This is a genomic window from Acetivibrio ethanolgignens, from assembly GCF_001461035.1.
Lineage (GTDB): Bacteria > Bacillota > Clostridia > Lachnospirales > Lachnospiraceae > Velocimicrobium > Velocimicrobium ethanolgignens.
Genome location: NZ_LNAM01000170.1, coordinates 1 through 20,325 on the forward strand (window position 1 = coordinate 1; position 20,325 = coordinate 20,325).

17 protein-coding genes are annotated in these 20,325 nt (G+C 41.3%); all 17 read left to right on the forward strand.

Annotated elements, in window-relative coordinates; translation table 11 throughout:
• Positions 1-403 precede the first annotated feature (403 nt).
• The 17 genes from ASU35_RS12125 (at position 404) to ASU35_RS12205 (ending at position 19,669) form a co-directional block, all read left to right on the forward strand.
• Positions 404-994, forward strand: a complete 591-nt coding sequence (locus ASU35_RS12125; protein WP_058353268.1) for an HD-GYP domain-containing protein — start codon at positions 404-406, stop codon at positions 992-994.
• A complete protein-coding gene (locus tag ASU35_RS12130) occupies positions 957-2,651 on the forward strand; it encodes a methyl-accepting chemotaxis protein (protein ID WP_058353269.1) in 1,695 nt (564 codons plus the stop codon). The genes ASU35_RS12125 and ASU35_RS12130 overlap by 38 nt, the downstream gene beginning before the upstream one ends.
• Before the next feature lie 99 nt (positions 2,652-2,750).
• Positions 2,751-4,568: an ATP-binding protein gene (locus ASU35_RS12135; protein ID WP_058353270.1), complete on the forward strand. Its 1,818-nt coding sequence runs from the start codon at positions 2,751-2,753 to the stop codon at positions 4,566-4,568.
• Between the two features lie 9 nt (positions 4,569-4,577).
• Positions 4,578-5,297 (forward strand): LytR/AlgR family response regulator transcription factor, encoded by a 720-nt coding sequence (locus ASU35_RS12140; RefSeq protein ID WP_058353271.1) that lies wholly within the window; start codon positions 4,578-4,580, stop codon positions 5,295-5,297.
• Between the two features lie 32 nt (positions 5,298-5,329).
• Positions 5,330-6,334: a GGDEF domain-containing protein gene (locus tag ASU35_RS12145; protein ID WP_058353272.1), complete on the forward strand. Its 1,005-nt coding sequence runs from the start codon at positions 5,330-5,332 to the stop codon at positions 6,332-6,334.
• A gap of 93 nt (positions 6,335-6,427) precedes the next feature.
• Positions 6,428-9,085 (forward strand): translation factor GTPase family protein, encoded by a 2,658-nt coding sequence (locus ASU35_RS12150; RefSeq protein ID WP_058353273.1) that lies wholly within the window; start codon positions 6,428-6,430, stop codon positions 9,083-9,085.
• Positions 9,072-11,186 (forward strand): glycogen debranching protein GlgX, encoded by a 2,115-nt coding sequence (glgX, locus tag ASU35_RS12155; RefSeq protein ID WP_058353274.1) that lies wholly within the window; start codon positions 9,072-9,074, stop codon positions 11,184-11,186. Before ASU35_RS12150 ends, glgX begins: the two co-directional genes overlap by 14 nt.
• Positions 11,187-11,230: 44 nt before the next feature.
• Positions 11,231-12,361, forward strand: a complete 1,131-nt coding sequence (locus ASU35_RS12160) for a glycosyl hydrolase family 18 protein (protein WP_058353275.1) — start codon at positions 11,231-11,233, stop codon at positions 12,359-12,361.
• Between the two features lie 76 nt (positions 12,362-12,437).
• Positions 12,438-13,298 (forward strand): GGDEF domain-containing response regulator, encoded by an 861-nt coding sequence (locus ASU35_RS12165; RefSeq protein ID WP_058353276.1) that lies wholly within the window; start codon positions 12,438-12,440, stop codon positions 13,296-13,298.
• A gap of 31 nt (positions 13,299-13,329) precedes the next feature.
• Positions 13,330-13,914, forward strand: a complete 585-nt coding sequence (locus tag ASU35_RS12170; protein WP_058353277.1) for a tetratricopeptide repeat protein — start codon at positions 13,330-13,332, stop codon at positions 13,912-13,914.
• Between the two features lie 2 nt (positions 13,915-13,916).
• The gene (hflX, locus tag ASU35_RS12175; RefSeq protein ID WP_058353278.1) at positions 13,917-15,167 is read left to right on the forward strand and encodes a GTPase HflX; all 1,251 of its coding nucleotides are present in this window, start codon (positions 13,917-13,919) and stop codon (positions 15,165-15,167) included.
• A 62-nt stretch (positions 15,168-15,229) separates the two neighbouring features.
• A complete protein-coding gene (gene thyA / locus ASU35_RS12180; protein WP_058353287.1) occupies positions 15,230-16,078 on the forward strand; it encodes a thymidylate synthase in 849 nt (282 codons plus the stop codon).
• A 12-nt stretch (positions 16,079-16,090) separates the two neighbouring features.
• A complete protein-coding gene (locus ASU35_RS12185; RefSeq protein ID WP_058353279.1) occupies positions 16,091-16,582 on the forward strand; it encodes a dihydrofolate reductase in 492 nt (163 codons plus the stop codon).
• Positions 16,583-16,596: 14 nt separating this feature from the next.
• Positions 16,597-17,523: an AEC family transporter gene (locus ASU35_RS12190; RefSeq protein WP_058353280.1), complete on the forward strand. Its 927-nt coding sequence runs from the start codon at positions 16,597-16,599 to the stop codon at positions 17,521-17,523.
• A 15-nt stretch (positions 17,524-17,538) separates the two neighbouring features.
• Complete coding sequence (locus ASU35_RS12195; protein ID WP_058353281.1) at positions 17,539-18,048, forward strand: DUF1653 domain-containing protein; 510 nt, start codon at positions 17,539-17,541, stop codon at positions 18,046-18,048.
• Positions 18,049-18,116: 68 nt separating this feature from the next.
• Positions 18,117-18,842 carry a polysaccharide deacetylase family protein gene (locus ASU35_RS12200; protein WP_172794638.1) on the forward strand — a complete coding sequence of 242 codons (726 nt, stop codon included), beginning with the start codon at positions 18,117-18,119 and terminating at the stop codon, positions 18,840-18,842.
• Between the two features lie 62 nt (positions 18,843-18,904).
• Positions 18,905-19,669: a flagellin gene (locus tag ASU35_RS12205; RefSeq protein ID WP_058353283.1), complete on the forward strand. Its 765-nt coding sequence runs from the start codon at positions 18,905-18,907 to the stop codon at positions 19,667-19,669.
• Positions 19,670-20,325 lie beyond the last annotated feature (656 nt).

Sequence of the window (20,325 nt, forward strand, 5' to 3'; positions counted from 1 at the left end):
TTTAGGAACATCTTGTTATCATCGTAACCACGATCCAGAACAAAAGTTGCTTTCCCAAACAAAGTTGCTGCACGTTTCATTGCGGAGAAAAAATCTTTTTTGAAAAAGTTAAAATTTCTCGTTTCAAAGAAAAAGTATTTGTAGTAGAATTAAGCATAAGGAATCCTCCTGGTTTTTGTTTAGTATCTTTTTGATCAGACACCTTAATTATACTACAAGACAGGAAAGGATTCCTTATATTTTGGACATTTTTTGAAAGTTGTTTATGGTGATGGCTATGGAAATGCGGGTCTGTGGATAAAACTGCGGAAACTCAAGGAGGGGCAATGTTGACAATATTATTTAAATAAGATATAATAAGAGTTGAAAAATAGGGAAAAAGAAAGAAAAAGGAGAAAAGGAGATGAATTTTGAGGCTTTAGTTCGTGTTGTTGACATGGGAGTAGAGTATGCGAGCGGCACAGGCAGTCATTCCTTACGGGTAGCAGAATATTCTATAGAAATAGCAAGAAGAGCCGGGAAGTCAAAAGAAGAACAAAAAGAAATTTATTATATGGCACTTCTACATGATATAGGGAAAATTGCAATTCCTAATGAAATTATAAATAAGCCCGGGAAACTGACAGAGGAAGAATATGCTGTAATAAAGGAGCATACGGTGATTGGTTTTAATATTTTAAAGAACATACTTGATAGATGCGGAATAGAAAAGGGTGCAAGGTCACATCACGAACGATATGACGGTTTCGGATATCCGGATGGCTTAAAGCAGGAAGATATACCGGAGGCCGCAAGGATTATTGGAGTTGCGGATGCTTATGATGCTATGAGTTCAGATCGTAGCTATCGGAAAGCAATGCCCTGGGAGGTAACGAAAGAGGAAATACATAAGGGCATAGGAACGCAATTTGATCCTTATTTTGCAAAAATCATGATAGAATTAATGGAGGAAAGAAATGAAGCAGAGATTTCAGGACAGGCTCAGGCAGTATAAAACAGAGAAAAAATTAAGGGTTTCCTTTGGTATTATGATTGTAATTATAATTTTGCTTGGGTCGATTTCAATTTTCGATTTTTTATATTTGTCTGGTAAAATGAATTATTTTTATAAAACACCTTATGTAAACTCAAATGCACAGCTGCAGTTTAGAAGAGACACCCAGAGCATTATGAAAAATATTTTGTGGGCAATGGTAGAAGAGGATAAAGGAAGGAGAGATTCTCTTTTAAAAACTGCGAAGGAAGATATGGAAAGCCAGAAGGAGCAGTTAGAGCTTTTAAAGAAGAATTTTGCGGATCAGGAGCTTTTAAAGCAGCTGGAGGAGCAAATGTCAGTGGCAAAGGCTGCCAGAGAAAAATGTATGCAGTATGTAGAGGCAAACGATAATAAAAATGGAATTACAGCCTTTAATAATGAATATGGACCTGCAGTTGAGAAGATACTGGAAACACTGAAGCAGATTGGCAAGGTGGCAGATAGCAATGCTGATAGAAGTTATAAAAGCATCCTAAATGGAGAAATAATGGGAATATCTGCCATAACGGTATTTATCATTGGAGCAGTATTATTGGTTTTCTGGTTGAGCAAGGTGATTACACAAATGTTTACAGAGCCAATTTTGGAAATGGAGAATGTTGTAGAGCAGATTGCAAATGGTAATCTGGAAAATAAAATCAGATACCAATCAGAAGATGAAATTGGTTCACTGGCAAAAAATCTTGACAAGGCAAGTGATTTCCTGAAAATGGTAATTGCTGATTTGAATCAGATATTTGGCGAAATGGCAAAAGGAAATATGGCAATGGAGCTTCGGAAGGAAGAGGAGTATGTAGGAGAGTTTCGTCCATTAATCCATGCTATTGGTGCTACTGTTATACAGATTAACGAAACTATGAAGCAGATTCAGGAGGCTTCCGATCAAGTTGCCATGGGTTCTGTACAGCTGGCAGAGACAGCACAGCAGCTGGCGGAGGGAGCGACGGAGCAGGCTGGAAGTATAGAGCAGATGCAGGCTATGATTACAGATATGGCAGAGCGTGCAAAGGCAAATACAATGAAAACAAAAGCATCAGAGGAACAGGCAAAAGAGGTAAAGGAGGAAGCAAAGGTCAGCAGCCAGGAGATGGAAGCTATGACAGAGGCTATGGAACGGATAAACAATACCTCAGCTCAAATTAATGACATTATTGTAGAAATTGAGGATATTGCTTCCCAGACAAATCTTCTTTCCCTAAATGCGGCAATTGAAGCAGCCAGGGCGGGAGATGCCGGAAAAGGATTTGCAGTTGTGGCAGATCAGATACGGAAGTTGGCAGAAGACAGTGCAAAGTCAGCTGTAAATACCAGAAATTTGATTGAAAACTCAATTAGAGAAGTAGAAAAGGGAAGTGAAATTGCTAAAAACACGGCTGTTTCTCTGGAAAAAGTAATTGCGGGAATTGATGAAATATCTACAAATACAGATGAAATTAATGCAGCCTCCGTTCAGCAAACAGAAATGCTTGAAGAAATAGAACAAGGAATTGAAGTGATTTCTGGTGTTGTGCAAAATAACTCTGCAACAGCTCAGGAGACTTCGGCAACAAGTGAGGAGCTTTCAGCCCAGTCAGACACCTTAAGAGAGTTAATTGGTCAGTTTAGGCTTAAATAGTAATCTGAAAAATGGGAGGGGAATGGCAAAGAAATTTGCCACTCCTCTGCTTTTTGTGTTATACTATAATAGAAAAACAAGAGAAAAGAGGGTGTCAGCTTGCAGAAAAATAGAACTAAAATAATTGTTATAATATTTTGTGTTCTGAGTATTATTTTTTTTCTCCTGCAGACAGGGAACTATTTTCTGCCAGTATACCAATGGAAAATGGATTTTTCTACAGATTTTTCTGAACAATGGTGGATGGAAACGAAAGCAGAGGAAGCACGATATGTTGATTTGCCAGAAGATATTAAGTCGGTAAAGCCGGGGCAGTGGATTATTCTGAAGAAAAAGCTTACCCATGAGGAAAGAGAAGAATATGATAATCCTTGTCTTATGGTGGGAAGCTCACAGCAGGAATTTTATGTAAAGCTGGGAGATGAGATTTTATACCATTCGGATGGAATGGCGAAAATAAATTTTGGCAGAACGAGTGGTTGTGCATGGTTTTTGGTACCGATACCAAAGGATTTTGCAGAAGAAGAAATTATAATAGCCTATCGTTCTACCTATAAATCAATGGCAGGAAGATTGCCGGCGGTTTATCTGGGAGATAAAAACGAGCTTCAGTACGAGCAGTTTGTTATTTCTCTTTGGGATATTGTCGTAGGAGCTGTGCTGATTTTCTTTGCATTGACTATATTTGGAGTAAGCTGGATATTACATAGGGAGGTAAAGCAGCTGGCAAAGAGTGGCATTTACCTGGGATTGCTGCTTTTAACCTTGGGTGCCTTTATTTTAATTGAAAGCCAGGCGATAGCATTCTTTGTATTTAACTATGCACTGAATTATTATATAGAGTTCGTCTCAATGCTGGCGTTTATGATTTTTATTTACCGCTTTATTTATTATTTTTATTATCCAAAATGTAAAGAGCTGATCTGGAGACTAGGAGATTTTCATCTATTTCTTTTAATCATAGCTTTGCTGGGGCAGCTTACAGGGTTAACAGATTTTTTCAATTTTCAGTGGATTGCTCTGGGAGGCTTTGAAGCTACGATTTTAATAGCTACTTTCTTTCTGCTAAAGGAAATAAGGACTAATAAAAAAATCAGAGAGCTCTTTTTATGGCTTATTCTATTATCTCTTTTAGTTTTATTTTCTATCGTTTTATCACGAATGAAACTAGAAATGGCTATGTGGGATGTTCTGCTTGCATTAGTGACGGTTTTTGAACTATATTTTCTGGCCCAGTTTTGCTGGAGTTTGCCGCGGATATTCCGGGTGCAGACAGAAAACCAGGTTTTAAAGGAAGAGATTCAGCACCAGATGGCTTATTATGAGAAAATGGGAGAAAATAAGAAAGCTACTCGAAAATATATGCATGATATGAAGTACCAGTGGTTTACGCTGGAACAGCTTTTGGAAAAAGGGCAGATTGAAGAAGCCAAGGAGCATGTCCGGCTAGTTAGGGAAGAAGCTGAAAGGGGAAGGAAGCTCCTTGACACAGGAAACTATCTTTTAGATGCTATTGTATCAGAAAAGCTAGGGAAAGTAGAACAGTTGGGAGCCAAAATAGAATGGTGTATTGCGGTAAAGAAGGATTTACAGATTACTTCCAGCGATTGTAGTGCACTGTTCGGCAATCTTTTTGATAATGCATTGGAGGCATTGAGAAAGGTTGAACCAGAGCAGCGGAGTCTGGAGCTAAAGATTATGTCAAAGCAGAATCTGCTTTTAATAAAAATGAAAAATACATATGCAGGGGAACTAAGAAAAGAGGGTGACCACTACCTTACAACCAAAAGTGAGGCAGATTGGCATGGAATCGGTCTGGAAAGTGTGACTGCTATTGTAAAGTCATATAACGGTGAGTTGGAGCTTTCTTGTGATGATACTTATTTTTATGTAGGAATTATTTTATATGGAGTTTGAAAGGGAAAAATGGTACATATTTGGATTTGTGATGATGACAAGGAATTTTTAGAAAAATTTGTTATGGTGATTCAGGAAGCTATGGAGAGCCTAAAGCAGGAATTTAGGATCAGGAAATATACAGATGCCAAGCAGCTTCAGTTTGAATTAGAAGATATAAACAAGCCCGTTGATATTTTCTTTCTTGATATTTTAATTGGAGAGGAGAATGGAATTAATCTGGCACAGGAAATACGAAAACGAAAGGGAGAAACACCGATAGTTTTTCTCTCCATGAATAAGGAGTATGTCTTTGATGCCTTTGATGTGATGCCTCTTAAATATCTTTTGAAGGGAAAATTTACTACAGAAGAGGTGAGGGAGATTTTGCAAAAGGCTGTGAACTTAATTAAAGAAAATGAGAAAAAAATGTTTATTTATAAAAAAGGACATTTCCTGCATCAGCTTCCACTGAAGGAAATTCACTATTTTGAAGTAATGAACCGACTTATTACGATTCATGGAGATGGCATCTGTGAGGAATTTTATTCTACGATGGATCAGGTGGAAAAAACAGTAGAAAACAGTCAGTTCTTGAGAGTTCACCGCTCCTATCTGATTAATATGAACCAGGTTAACCGAATTGAAGATAAAGCAATTTTTTTGTTTGATGGAACTGAGATTCCGATTGGGGGAAAATATGTTGAAAACATACAAAAATATTTTAAATTCCTACTTTCCAGGATATAAGAAAAATTTTCGGGGGGGGGGTAGAGAAAGAAATGATAATCCAGCAGTTTTTTAAGCTTTTAATGAAAATTATTATGGCTTTTCAGACCATATTGACAGGCTTTTATTTTTTTGCATTTGGCTGGAAGGTAAGCTTGATATCAATCGCTTTCCTGTTGCTAGAGGTATTTTTATATTGGAAAAAAGCATATAACAATGTGGAAATAAGCTATGTGGCTTTTAATATTTTTACAACGATTGGTATGTGTATATCTATTTTTGCTTTCGGAAATGAACTAGGCTTTGAATATTATTCCTGGCTTTTACTCTGCGGAGCATTATTTGTGCCTTTCACAAAAGACTGGAAAATTCGGAGTGGAATTTGTCTGGCTTCTATTGTTTTATGGGAATTAATCGTTTTTACAGCGGTAGAGCCACTGCTTCAGCTAGAGGCTGATTGGGAGCGGATGTTTTTATGGATTTATAATGATATATACATTTTTGTAATAGTTTCTTCCTTTGCCTACGTTAATGAACGCTATTTAAGGAAATCAGAGAATAATCTGGAAAAGAGCCGGCATATTGCAAATTATGATCACCTGACACAGCTTTTAAACCGCAGAGGCTTAGAGGAAAGCTTTAACGAAAAAGAAGATGGGAAAGCAGCGATTGCTTTGTGTGATATTGATGATTTTAAAAAGGTAAATGACCGCTATGGACATAATGCAGGAGATATTGTTTTGCAAGAGATATCAAGGGCATTTTTACGTTTTGCTGGGGCAGATCGGATTGTCCGCTGGGGTGGTGAAGAAATTTTAGTTTATATGGAAAATGCCAGTATTGAGGTGGCAGAAAAAAAGCTGAACCGAATTTTATGTTATTTAAGAGAAAGACAGATTTTAGATGAAGCAAAGGACTTGAGAGTTACATTTACCGCAGGAATTACAGAAATTCAAAGCAGAAGTGAGTTGGATGCAGGCGTGAAAAAAGCGGATGCCCTTTTATATAAGGGAAAGAAAAATGGGAAAAATCAGGTTGTTGCAGAAAAAAATGGGTAAGCGTAGCTTACCTGTTTGTTTTTTACAGGATAATTGTATAATAGTAAATGAGAGTTGCCAACAGCAGCAAAAAACAAAAAAGTGAGATAAGGAATGAAGAAACTGGTTACAGGAATTCTGGCACATGTAGATGCCGGAAAAACAACCCTGTCGGAAGCGATGCTTTATACGACAGGAAGTATAAGAAAAATCGGGCATGTAGATAATAAGGACGCTTTTTTAGATAATAATGTGATGGAGAGGGAGCGAGGGATTACGATTTTCTCCAAACAGGCCCGGATGAGCCTTCCAGATATGGAGCTTACCCTTTTAGATACGCCGGGACATGTAGACTTTTCAGCAGAAATGGAGAGAACTCTGGGAGTTCTGGACTATGCCATTTTAGTGATAAGTGGTGCAGATGGTGTACAGGGACACACAGCTACCTTGTGGAACCTTTTAGAAAAGTATCAGATTCCGGTGTTTTTATTCATTAACAAGATGGACCAGCAAGGAATTGAAAAAGAAAAGCTTCTGACAGAGTTAAAGGAAAGACTGTCGGAAGGCTGTGTAGATTTTACAGAAAAAAAGGACAGTTTTTTTGAGGAAATCGCTCTGTGCGATGAAACCGTGCTGGAAAGCTTTTTAGAAAATGGTATTGTGGAAAAAGATAGTATTTGTAATCTCATTAGGGAAAGAAAGCTATTTCCCTGTTATTTTGGTTCGGCATTGAGACTTACCGGAGTAGAAGAATTTTTGCAGAGCTTTTCTGTATATACAAAGGAACCGATATACCCAAAAGAGTTTGGGGCCAGAGTGTTTAAGATTGGCCGGGGAGAGCAGGGAGAGAGACTTACCTATCTTAAAGTGACCGGTGGCAGTCTAAGGGTCAGGACCCAGCTTTCCGGAGAGGAAAAGGTAAATCAGATACGCCTGTATTCTGGAGAAAAGTACCAAACAACAGAGGAAGTCGTTGCTGGAGAAGTATGTGCGGTTACCGGACTTACTAAAACCAGGCCAGCAGAGGGATTTGGCTTTGAAAGAGAAAGAAAGGCAGTAACACCGGTGCTGGAGCCTGTCCTTTCCTATCAGATTCTTTTGCCGGAGGGAATGGATGCAGCTCAAATACTTCCAAAGCTTCGGCAGCTGGAGGAAGAGGATCCGATGCTTCACATTGTCTGGCAGGAGGAGCTTTCCCAGATCATGGCAGAGCTTATGGGAAAAGTGCAGCTGGAGGTTCTAAAACGACAGATTCAGGATAGATTTGGTGTTACAGTTTCCTTTGGTGAGGGAGCTATTGTATATAAAGAGACGATTGCAGATATTGTGGAGGGAGTTGGACACTTTGAACCGCTCCGCCACTATGCAGAGGTGCATTTACTATTGGAGCCCCTTCCTCCTGGCAGCGGACTGATATTTGAGTCGACTGTAAGTGAGGATGAGCTGGATAAAAACTGGCAGAGACTTATTTTAACCCATCTGCAGGAGAAGGAACATAAGGGTGTCCTGACAGGCTCGGCAATTACGGATATGCGGATTACACTGGCAGCAGGAAAGGCCCACTTAAAGCATACGGAGGGCGGTGATTTTCGTCAGGCTACTTACCGTGCAGTACGGCAGGGGCTTATGAAGGCACAGTCTGTGCTTTTGGAGCCTTACTATGACTTTCGGCTGGAGCTGCCAAAGGAGTATATTGGAAGGGCGATGACGGATATTGAAAGGCTGGGAGGAAGCCTTATGCCGCCGGAAAATGAGTATGGAATGGCAGTACTGACGGGAAGTGCACCGGCAGTCTGTATGACAAACTACCAGCAGGAGGTAACGGTTTATACAAAAGGAACAGGACGGCTGGCCCTTTCTTTTCGAGGCTATGAGCCTTGTCATAATCCGGAGGAGGTCATTGCAAACAGAGGCTATGAGCCGGAAAGAGACCTGGCTAATCCTTCATCCTCGGTATTTTGTGCCCATGGAGCAGGATTTTATGTCGAGTGGGATAAGATAGAGGATTACATGCATCTGGAAAGCGTCTTGAAAGGTTGGGAAAAGGGAATCAGGACTGAAACGGAAATCTGGGAAACGGGGCAAGGAAAAACAGAGGAACTCTGGCTTGGAACAGAGGAAATAGATGCCATTCTTGAAAAGACCTTTTACGCCAACCAGGGAGACAAAACCGCTTGGAAACAGCATAAAAAGATGAGAGAGAGCCAGCCGGCAGCGGTGAGAAGCTATCAGCCGATACTGAAAAAAGAGGAATATCTTTTAGTTGATGGATATAATATTATATTTGCCTGGGAAGAGCTTTCCAAGCTTGCCAAGATAAATATGGATGGAGCCAGGGGACGGCTTTTAGATATTCTGTCTGACTATCAGGGCATCCGAGGCTGTCATTTAATGGTGGTTTTTGATGCTTACCGTGTGCAGGGTCATCAGACGGAGGTTAGCCGCTACCACAATATTTTTGCAGTATATACTGGAGAGGCGGAGACTGCAGATCAGTATATTGAGAAATTTGCTCATGAAAATGCTAAAAAATACCAGATTACGGTAGCTACCTCGGATGGCTTAGAGCAGGTGATTATCCGTGGAAAGGGTTGTAGACTTTTATCCGCCCGGGAGCTTTCTGAAGATATAAGTCATGCGAAGGCAAGGCTTACGGAAGAATATATGGAAGGGACTTTGACAGGCAGAAGCTTTTTGTTTGATGGTGTTTCAGAGGAAACAGCCGGAAAAATTGAGGCTATCAGGAAAGGAGAAAAGGATGAGAGAACATAAAAATTTCAGCCGTCTGACAAATTATCCTACGGTAGGTGTCGGAAGGTCGATTCATTTGGTGCCGATGGATATTGTCGGTGGCTTTGAGGTGCGTCCGGGCTTCTATGAAATTAATGGAGCAACAGCGATTCCAGGTGGAGTCAACTTTACGGTTCATTCTCATAATGCAACGGGGATTGAGCTTCTATTGTTTCACAGGCAGGAACCTGAGCCATTTGCTGTTTTGCCTTTCCCTAAGCATTACCGGATAGGAAATGTCTATTCCATGATTGTGTTTCAACTGGACATTGAGGAATTTGAGTATGCCTACCGGGTTGATGGACCCTATGAGCCAGAAAAGGGCTTGATTTTCGATAAGACAAAATTTTTACTGGATCCTTATGCAAAGGCTGTAACGGGCCAGAGCGTATGGGGAATGCCATCGCCAGGCGGTCAGCACTATAAAGCCAGAGTTGTAAAGGACAATTTTGATTGGGAGGCTATGGGACATCCTTTGATTCCAATGCAGGACTTGATTATCTATGAGCTCCATGTCAGAGGCTTTACAAAGCATGCCTCCTCTGGTGTGGAAAATCCAGGCACTTTTGATGGATTGCTGGAAAAGCTTCCGTATCTTTTGGAGCTGGGAGTCAATGCGGTAGAGCTGATGCCGATATTTGAGTTTGATGAGATGCTGGATTACAGAGAGGTAGATGGACAGAAGCTCTATAATTACTGGGGTTATAATACAGTAAGCTTTTTTGCACCTAATACCAGCTATACCGCCAGCACCGAATACAATCGGGAGGGAAATGAGTTAAAGCACCTGATTCAGGTCTTTAACCAGCATGGAATCGAGGTTTATCTGGATGTGGTGTTTAATCATACGGCAGAGGGAAATGAAGATGGCCCGTTTTTTTCCTTTAAGGGCTTTGATAACAATATCTATTATCTTTTGACACCAGAAGGAAAATATTATAATTTCAGCGGCTGCGGCAATACCTTAAATTGTAACCATCCGATTGTACAGCAGATGATTATCGATTGCCTGCGGTATTGGGTAACGACTTATCATGTGGATGGCTTTCGGTTTGATCTGGCTTCAATTATGGGGCGGAATGAAGATGGCTCGCCGATGAGTAAGCCACCCCTTTTGCAGTCTTTGGCCTTTGACCCGATTTTAGGAAATGTTAAGCTGATTGCTGAGGCATGGGATGCCGGCGGGCTGTATCAGGTGGGGAACTTCCCATCCTGGAACCGCTGGGCAGAATGGAATGGAAAATACAGGGATGATATCCGCCGATTTTTGAAGGGAGATAATGGAATGGCTCAGGCAGCGGCTTTAAGGATCGCTGGGTCCCATGATATTTATGATCCGATGGAGCGGCAGGATGCCTCCATTAACTTTCTTACCTGCCATGATGGTTTTACTCTGTATGATTTGTATTCCTATAATGAAAAGCACAACGAGAAAAACGGCTGGAATAATACAGATGGAGCAAATGATAACAACAGCTGGAATTGTGGTGTGGAAGGTAAAACAGAGGATGTACAGATTAAAGCCCTACGTTTCCGGATGATAAGAAATGCCTGTGCTGTACTTTTATTAAGCCGTGGTACACCGATGTTTCTGGCTGGAGATGAATTTGGAAATACTCAGTTTGGAAATAATAATCCTTATTGCCAGGATAATGAAATTTCCTGGCTGGACTGGGAGCTTTTGGAGAAGAACAGGGAGCTGTTTAAATTCTTTCAGCATATGATTCGCTTTCGGAAGGAGCATCCAATCCTACGGAAGAATCTAAGTAACGGTATTTTAGGGTTTCCAGATATCAGCTTTCATGGAACTATACCATGGAGTCTAGGGTATATGGATTATGACCACTATATTGGTGTCATGTTTGCTGGGCAGAAGCCAAAGCATAGGCCGGAGATTATCTATATCGCACTTAATTCTTATTGGGAAGAGGTAGAAGTGACTATTCCACCCCTTCCAAAGGAATTTCGGTGGAACCGGGTTATTAATACCTGGAAGTTTGCACAGAATATAGAAGAGCTTTGTGACAATGTAGTAACGATACCGCCACGGACAGTAGAGGTGTTTGAAGCTTTTCTAAATTAGTGGCAGGCAGCATATAATGAAAAAAAGGATAGAAAAGAGTTTTCATGGAAATTTATATTGTTGTTCCCGGTGATACGATAGAGTTAATTGCACAAAAAACAGAAAGTGATGTAGAAACTCTGATTTATGCAAATCAGCTGGTTTATCCGTACAGCCTGGCCATAGGCCAGGCTCTTTTAATCCCGGGAGAAAGACAGGCAGAGCGCGGAATAAGGACGAATGGATATGCCTATACTTACATTGACAGCTGGGTGCTTTCCCAGACACTTCCCTATCTTTCGGAGCTGTCTGTTTTCTCCTATGGCTTTACCCGGGAGGGAAATCTGGTAAATCCACCACGGGATGATATCTGGATGATAGAAGCTGCAAGGAATGCAGAAACTGTACCGATTCTGACACTGACACCTCTGGATGAGGAAGGTCGGTTCAGTAATTACTTGATTACTGCGATTGTGGAAAATGAGGCTGCAAGGGAGAATTTGATTTCCCAGGTGATGGAAACTGTGCGGCAGAAGGGATATGGTGGTGTAGATATCGACTTTGAATATATCCGCAGAGAGGATAGGGATGGGTTTACTGCTTTTGTAGCGGAAATGGCAGATGCCCTTCATGCGGAGGGATATCAGCTTTCTGTAGCACTGGCACCTAAGACCTCTGCCGACCAGCCAGGCCTATTATATGAAGGAAAGGATTATGGAGCCCTGGGAGCGATAGCAGACCAGGTGCTTTTAATGACCTACGAGTGGGGCTATAAATATGGCCCCAATATGGCAGTTGCTCCACTTAATATGGTCCGGAGGGTAGTAGATTATGCTATTACAGAAATACCAGCAGAAAAGATTAATCTGGGAATTCCAAACTATGGGTATGATTGGCCTCTTCCTTTTGTGCGTGGTGTTACAGAGGCAAGAACCATTGGAAATGTAGAGGCCGTGACGATTGCTATTGAAAATAGTGCCGTTATCCAGTTTGATGAAATAGCCAAATCGCCCTTTTTCCGTTATACAAGGGATGGGATAGAGCATGAGGTGTGGTTTGAGGATGCAAGGAGCATCAATGAAAAGCTGGGATTAGTAAAAGAATATGGGCTTAAAGGCACTGGTTGGTGGCAGATTATGCGGCTTTGGAGGGTAGGCTGGATTGCAACAGATGAACAGTTCTTTATTGAAAAATAAAAATTACGCTGTACAGATTTCACAAACTCTGATATAATGAGCAGGTAGCATCGAAAAATTAGAAAGGGGACTTCCGATGAAAAAACACATTATGGTTGTGGATGATAGCCGCTTTAATCAGGCTATGGCCCGGGGCGCTTTGGAGGAGAAGTATACCGTTACCTGCTTGTCTTCGGGAGCGGAGGTGCTAAAGCGTCTTGATGAGGAGACACCGGATTTGATACTTTTAGACATCATAATGCCCCAGATGGATGGCATAGAGACGATGGAGGAGATTCAGAAAAGACATAGAGATTACGATATTCCGATTGTATTTTTGACTGGAGAGACGAACAACGAGGTGGAGGCAGAGTGCCTGGCTTTAGGAGCACAGGATTTTATAACAAAACCGTTTTTTAAGCCTACCATGCTTCAGAGAATAGATAGAATCCTGGAACTGGAGGAGTTTAAGCGGGCAGCGAAAAAGGATGCACTGACCGGACTTTGGAATCGGAAATATTTTGAAGAAAATGTACAAAGCTATCTGGAAAAATCTAAAGGACAGGGAGCTTTCTTTATGCTGGATGTCGATAATTTTAAGAGGATTAATGATACCTATGGACATCCAACGGGAGATGAAATACTAGTTCAGTTTTCACAGATTATCAGAGCTGTCAGTGAGCCGGAAGATTTGATAGGAAGACTTGGTGGCGATGAATTTGCTATTTTTTCTACGAACATTACGGACGAAGAAGCTGCCAGAAAAAAGAGCAGTGAGATTGTAGAGCTGGTAGGCAGCCTGCTTAAGAATTTTGATAGAGAAAGAGGAATATCTACGTCTGTTGGAATTTCGGTTGCCGATGAGCCTGAGACAGAGTATCGTATTCTCTATAAGAGGGCAGACCAGGCCCTTTATCATGCAAAAAACAATGGAAAGAATACCTTTTGTGTAGAATAACGATGCTTCTGAATGGAAAAGAGGAAATTGAATGGGATATGAAAAGAAAAGCAGGTTTTTCCTGCTTCTTTTCCTAATAGTCCTGTTACTTTGTAGCTGTGGCGAGGAAAAGAGGGCTGATTCCTACTTAAAGGAAGGCAATTATGCGGAGGCAATTTCTCTATATGAAGAGCTTGTTTCTGAAAAGGACAGTGACAGGGCAAGGGAGAAAAATGAGCGGCTTTACAGCCGGATGGGCGTGGCCTACTGTGGGATGGAGGACTATGAAGCTGCTATAGACTGCTTTGAGAAGGCTGCTGGTTTTTCCGAGGAGGGCAGACTTTCTAAGGAAGAGCTTCCGACCCAGATATTTGCCTATAACGAGCAGGGGCTTAGTTATCTAAAGGCTTCGGAGTATGAAAAGGCACTGGAGGTAATTTTAAAGGGGATTTCCCTTGAGCCTGAGGAGGAGCAGAAAAAGACCCTGGTAAAAAATAAAATTATAGTTTTAGAGCATCTATCCCGGTTTGAGGAGGCTTTTGCGGAATGTGAGGGCTATATTGGGAACTATCCTGAGGATGAGGAGATGCTTAAGGAATATGAATTTTTAAAAACGCGGATAAAGGAAGAAAAATAAATATGACACAGTTGCATGAAATAAAGGAGCAGGAGGAACGAGTGATTTTACTGGGTGTGGCTACCCAGGAAAATGATGATACCGAGGAATCTCTTGAGGAGCTGTCAGAGCTTGCGAAAACGGCTGGTGCTGTGACTGTTGCAAAGGTTATTCAGAATCGGGAAAGCGTTCATCCTGGTACTTATATTGGAAAAGGAAAAATAAAAGAGGTCAGGGAGCTGATGGATGAGCTTTCGGCGACTGGTGTTGTCTGCGATGATGAGCTTTCTCCAGCCCAGTTAAAGAATCTGGAGAATGAGCTGGATACAAAGGTTATCGATCGGACGGTTATGATTCTTGATATTTTTGCTAAGAGAGCTTCCACCAGAGAGGGTAAGATTCAGGTGGAGCTGGCTCAGTTAAAGTACCGTTCTTCCCGGCTGGTGGGACTTAGAAGTTCTTTGTCCCGTCTGGGAGGCGGCATTGGAACCAGAGGACCGGGAGAAAAGAAGCTGGAGATGGACAGACGTTTGATTCGTGACCGTATTGGACAGCTGAATAAGGAGCTTTCAGAGGTAAAACAGGCAAGAGAGACGGCAAGAAAGCAAAGAAGCAAGAATCCGGTACCGGTAATAGCGATTGTCGGCTATACCAATGCAGGAAAATCGACTCTTTTAAATACACTGACGGGAGCCGGTGTTTTAGAGGAGGATAAGCTTTTTGCAACTTTGGATCCAACTACCCGGAATCTTCAGCTGGAAAGTGGGCAGCAGATTCTTTTAACCGATACCGTTGGTTTTATACGGAAGCTTCCGCACCACTTGATTGATGCCTTTCGGAGTACTCTGGAGGAGGCAAAATATGCAGATGTCATTCTGCATGTAGTGGATGCCTCGAATCCCCAGGCTTATGCACAGATGCATATTGTTTATGAGACTCTTAGAAATCTGGGTGTGAAGGACAAGTCAGTTATTACAGCCTTTAATAAGCAGGATAAGCTGGAGGATACAGAAACAATCCTCAAGGATTTTAAGGCAGATAAAACCGTTAAGATTGCGGCAAAGACCGGCCTTGGACTGGGAAATTTACTGAATACGATAGAAGAGGTATTAAGGGAGCAAAAGGTCTACATCGAAAAGTCCTATCCTTATAATGAGGCAGGAAAGCTTCAGGTTATCCGTAAGTATGGACAGCTGCTTTCGGAGGAATATCGTGAGGACGGTATTTATATTAAGGCCTATGTGCCGAAGGAAGTGTATAACAGCCTGGGATGAAAGAGAAGGTGTCTGCTACAATCCTTGTTTTGTTGAAACATTATAAGAAGGAGGGAAAAGCTATGAGTATGGCAGATACTCTGTTTATTAATATGTGCCGTGATATTCTGGATAATGGCACTAGCACAGAGGGGGAAAAGGTACGTCCTCACTGGGAGGATGGAAGTCTGGCTTATACGATAAAAAGGTTTGGTGTGGTAAACCGGTATGATCTGTCAAAGGAATTTCCGGCGATTACGCTGCGGCGGACGGGGATTAAAAGCTGCATTGACGAGCTTTTGTGGATCTGGCAGAGAAAGTCTAATAATACCCACGATTTAAAGCCACATATCTGGGACAGCTGGGCAGACGAAAAAGGTTCCATTGGAAAAGCCTACGGCTACCAAATGGGAGTAAAGCACCAGTATAAGGAAGGAATGATGGATCAGGTAGATCGGGTTATTTATGATTTAAAAAATAATCCTTACAGTCGTCGGATTATGACAAATATCTATAATCATCATGATTTGCATGAGATGAACCTGTATCCTTGTGCTTACAGCATGACCTTTAATGTAACAAAGGATAAGGAAGCTGGCAAGCTGGTGCTAAACGGTATCTTAAATCAGCGGAGCCAGGATGTGCTGGCAGCAAATAACTGGAATGTATGCCAATATGCAGTGCTTTTGCATATGCTGGCTCAGGTATGTGATATGAAGGTAGGAGAGCTGGTACATGTGATTGCAGATGCTCACATCTATGACCGTCACATTCCGATTATTGAAGAGCTGATAAGCCGTCCGACCTATGATCCACCAACCTTTTACATGAATCCGGAGATTAAGGACTTTTATGAATTTACGGTAGATGATTTCCGTCTGGATAATTATGTAACCGGTCCGAAGGTGGAAAACATACCAATCGCTATATAGAAAGGGAAAATGATGAATCTAATTGTAAATGTAGATAAAAACTGGGCAATAGGACACCAGAATAAGCTTCTGGTAAGTATTCCTGCCGATATGCGGTATTTTCGTGAGCTGACGACAGGTAAGGTGATTATTCTAGGCCGAAAGACTCTGGAGACCTTTCCGGGTGGAAAACCCCTCAAAAACCGGACTAATATCGTGATTACCAGTAAAAGCTGTGAGATTGAGGATGCTGTTGTGGTACATTCGCTAGAGGAAGCTTTGGCAGAGACAGAAAAATATCCTTCTGAGGAGGTATTTGTTGTCGGAGGAGCCAGTGTTTATGAACAGTTTTTACCATACTGTGATAGAGCCTATGTAACCCGGACAGATTTTTCTTATCAGGCCGATACCTGGTTCCCAAATCTTGACAAGCTACCAGACTGGGAGCTTACTGGGGAATCAGAGGAGCAGACCTATTATGATTTAGAATATTATTTCTGCAAGTATGAGAGAAAGACAAGCTAGGCGGGGAGATATTCATGAATTATGCAATAATAACGATAGGACAGATTATCGCCATGTTTGTGATTATACTGTGTGGCGGTATTTTGTATAAAAAGGGGTTGATAACAAAGGAAGGGAATCAAACCTCTAATAATATACTTTTATACCTGGTAAATCCAGTGGTGGTATTTAATGCTTTTCAGCGGGAATTTGACCCGCAGCTTTTGAAAAATTTAGGAATGTCAGCCGTGCTTTCATTTTTGGCAATTTTAATTTCTATAGGGGTAGCCAGGCTGCTTTTTGCCAGTAAGGGACAGGATGCAAAGACAAGGGATTTGGAAAAATTCTCCTGTATTTATACGAACTGCAGTTTTTTTGGAATTCCACTGGTTAGTAGTATTTTAGGTGATGAGGGTGTTTTGTATATATCCGCCTATTTAATTGCCTTTAATCTGCTGGCATGGACCCATGGACTGGCATTAGTTACAGGAAAAGCAGATAAAGAAAACCTTAAAGAACTGTTTCGTACACCGTTGCTCCCGGCTGTGGCTGCTGGCTTTTTTATGTTTATTTTTGGGCTTCGTCTGCTGTCGCCGATACAGGCGGGCCTTGATTTTATCGGAGCCTTAAATACGCCGCTGGCAATGATAGTTGCCGGAGTATCGATTGCTCAGTCAGAGCTTTTTTCTATGTTTAAACAGAAGCGGATTTATTATACTGCGTTGATAGGACTTTTTATTATTCCTTTGATTGTAACAGGAATATTTTCCCTTTTGCCAGGATATGATATGGTAAAAATGGTGGTTCTGATAGCAACAGCCTGTCCGGCAGGAGCTATGGGAACGATGCTGGCCATTCGTTTTGGTGGAGATTATAAATATTGTTCACAGATATTTGCCATGACAACGCTTTTATCTGTGGTGACACTGCCTGTTATGGTAATGGTTATGCAGATAGTTTAGGAGGTTAGGTTGATAATGGAAGAGAGAAAAAATCCCGTTCCTGGCGAGTTATACTGCCATTTTAAAGGAAAGTTATATGAAATTATTACAATAGCAATTCACTCGGAGACAGAGGAGGAAATGGTGGTTTACCGTCAAAAATATGGAGAATTTAAGACCTATGTGCGTCCACTTACCATGTTTATGAGTGAGGTAGACCATGAGAAATATCCCGAGGTAAAACAAAAATATCGTTTTGAGCGGATTGCCGGGAATGAAAGGCCTCTGGAGCAGGCAGAAGTGGTTGATTCCGGTTTGGAGGAGGCTTCCGGGGGGCTTTTGTATGACTTCCTGGATGCCCCTACCTTAAAGGAAAAGCTGAAGGTACTGGAGGATAGAAAGAGAACACCGGATGACTTAACCATTACAAATATGGCAATTTCTGTTGATGTAGTAGTTGAGGAAGGAACTCCGGAGGAGCGCTTAGAGGAGCTTATAGACTGCTTGAAAACCATGGCCAGATTTGAATGTACCAGACTTCGGTAGGAAATACAAAAGTTATTTTTATCAGAATACTGCATAAAATGTTCGTAGAGACGAAAGGAAGGAAAGCTATGTCAAAACGAAGATTTTGTGCAGTATTTTTTATGCTTCTGCTTCTTGGGTGTTTTGGGGCAGAAAAAGAGGTGTATCAAGCCGTAATGCAGTCCGATGAGACAATGGAGAAAAAAATTGCCTACCTTACCTTTGATGATGGACCATCAAAGGTGACAGAGCAGATTCTTGCCATATTAAAAAAGGAAAATGCCAAAGCAACCTTTTTCCTAATTGGGCAGCAGATTACAGAGGACACAATTCCGTTACTCCAGCAGATGGTAGAGGAGGGACATGAGCTGGGAATTCATACCTACAGCCATAAATCCGAGGAAATCTATCAATCGGCAGATGCCTATGTGGAGGATGCTTTAAAAACGGCGGAACGGATAAAGGAGGCAGTTGGGGTAGAGCCTAAGTATTTCCGCTTCCCATGGGGCAGCAACAACTGTTATGCCAAAGGCATCAAGGAAGAGGTAGTACGTCAGATGGAAGAGAAGGGGTATACCTATTTTGACTGGAATGTAAGTGGAGAGGATTCTGTTGGCAGACCGGATAAGGCTTCTATATTCAGAAATGTAAAGAAGGATGCCCTGAAATACAATGAGCCAGTAGTGCTTTTGCATGATTCTGCTACGAATAAAAATACGGCAGAGACGCTTCCAGACATTTTACGGCTTTTGAAGGAGGCAGGCTACGAGTTTGAAACGGTAGATAAACGCTCACGGCCATATCAGTACCATTGAAGAAATACTTGACATTTCGGGGAAAAGTGTGCAATATTAAAGTATACAAAGGAGGGATTGATATGGCAGTATCAGGTATTAATAATCAGGTAGCGGCTTCCTATGAGAAGCTTTCCTCTATGAAACAGATAAACAAGGCAGCAGATAATGCTGCAGGACTTGCCATTGTAAATAAAATGGAGAGTCAGACGAATGGATATGATGTGGGTACGAAAAATACCCAGACTGGTCAGGACTTGTTAAAAACAGCTGATGGTGCTTTAGAAAGTATTACGAATAGTCTGCAGAAAATTCGTGAGATAAGTGTGCAGGCTTACAATGCTGTCTATGCACCAGAGGATAAGGCTGCTCTTCAGAATGAGGTACAAAGCCTCAAGGATGGTATCCAGGAGGTAGCCCGTAATACTGAATTTAACACTTTGAAGCTTTTAGATGGAAGCATGGCAGATTTGAACCTTGCGATGAACCCAGATGGAACCGGCATGGAAATTCAGATGGCAAATGCTACCCTGGACACACTCGGTATTGAGGATTATGACGTAACAGGGAATTTTGATATTAGTAAGATTGATGCAGCTTTAGAAAAGGTGACTTCTGCGAGAGCTTCCTTAGGTGCCGGCTCAAATGCGATGGATTCTGCAATTAACTATAATCAGCTTGCCAGCCAAAATCTGACAGCAGCCTCCAGTCGTATTGAAGCTCTGGATGTAGAAAAGGAAGTTGCAAAGCAGAAAAAGAATGAGATTCTGCAGCAGTATCAGCTGTTTACCCAGCAGGCAAAGCAGGAGGAAGAAAAGAAGAAGGCTGGATTGCTGAATTTTATGTAAATTTTGGTTTATCGATTTGTTTTGATTTTCAGGAGACGAAAAGAGTATTGCTATTGTAGCTTTTAAGCTAGGACTACGAAAGACGATAATTCTAGAAAAATGCATATCATTTATTACAAGTGACGAGTACGCGGACATTCGACCTCCTGTCTCAAGTCCGCTCAAAAAACCTCCGTGTTTTTTGCCTCTGTGGGCTATGCATTTTTAAGAATTATCAGCCCTTCTTCGTATAGCTTATTCGCTACAATACCAACACTCTTTTTTGTCTCCTGAAATTCAAAAAATCTACAGTCCAAAATTCCAATCTTCCACATAAATCTATCGTCTAGTTTGATTTATCACAGGAATATGTTTGCAAGAAAAGAAAGTAAAGCTTGCAGTAAACAAAGAGAGAATTCTATAAAGATTTTATGTTTGATATTGCGGAAGCGAGTCTGAAAATCCAGAGCTTAGATATTCTCGTAATCGAAGGCATTCCTGAGATTACGCTAGAATATCTTGGCTCTTAGTTGAAGAGGAGCGAGCTATCAAACATAAAACTTTATAGAATTCTCTCTATTATTTATTGCTTACTTTACTATTTTTTAACATATTCTGCTGATAAACCAAAATTCTTATCATTCCAAGTAAAACGCTAACCTGGTAAAAGCATATGT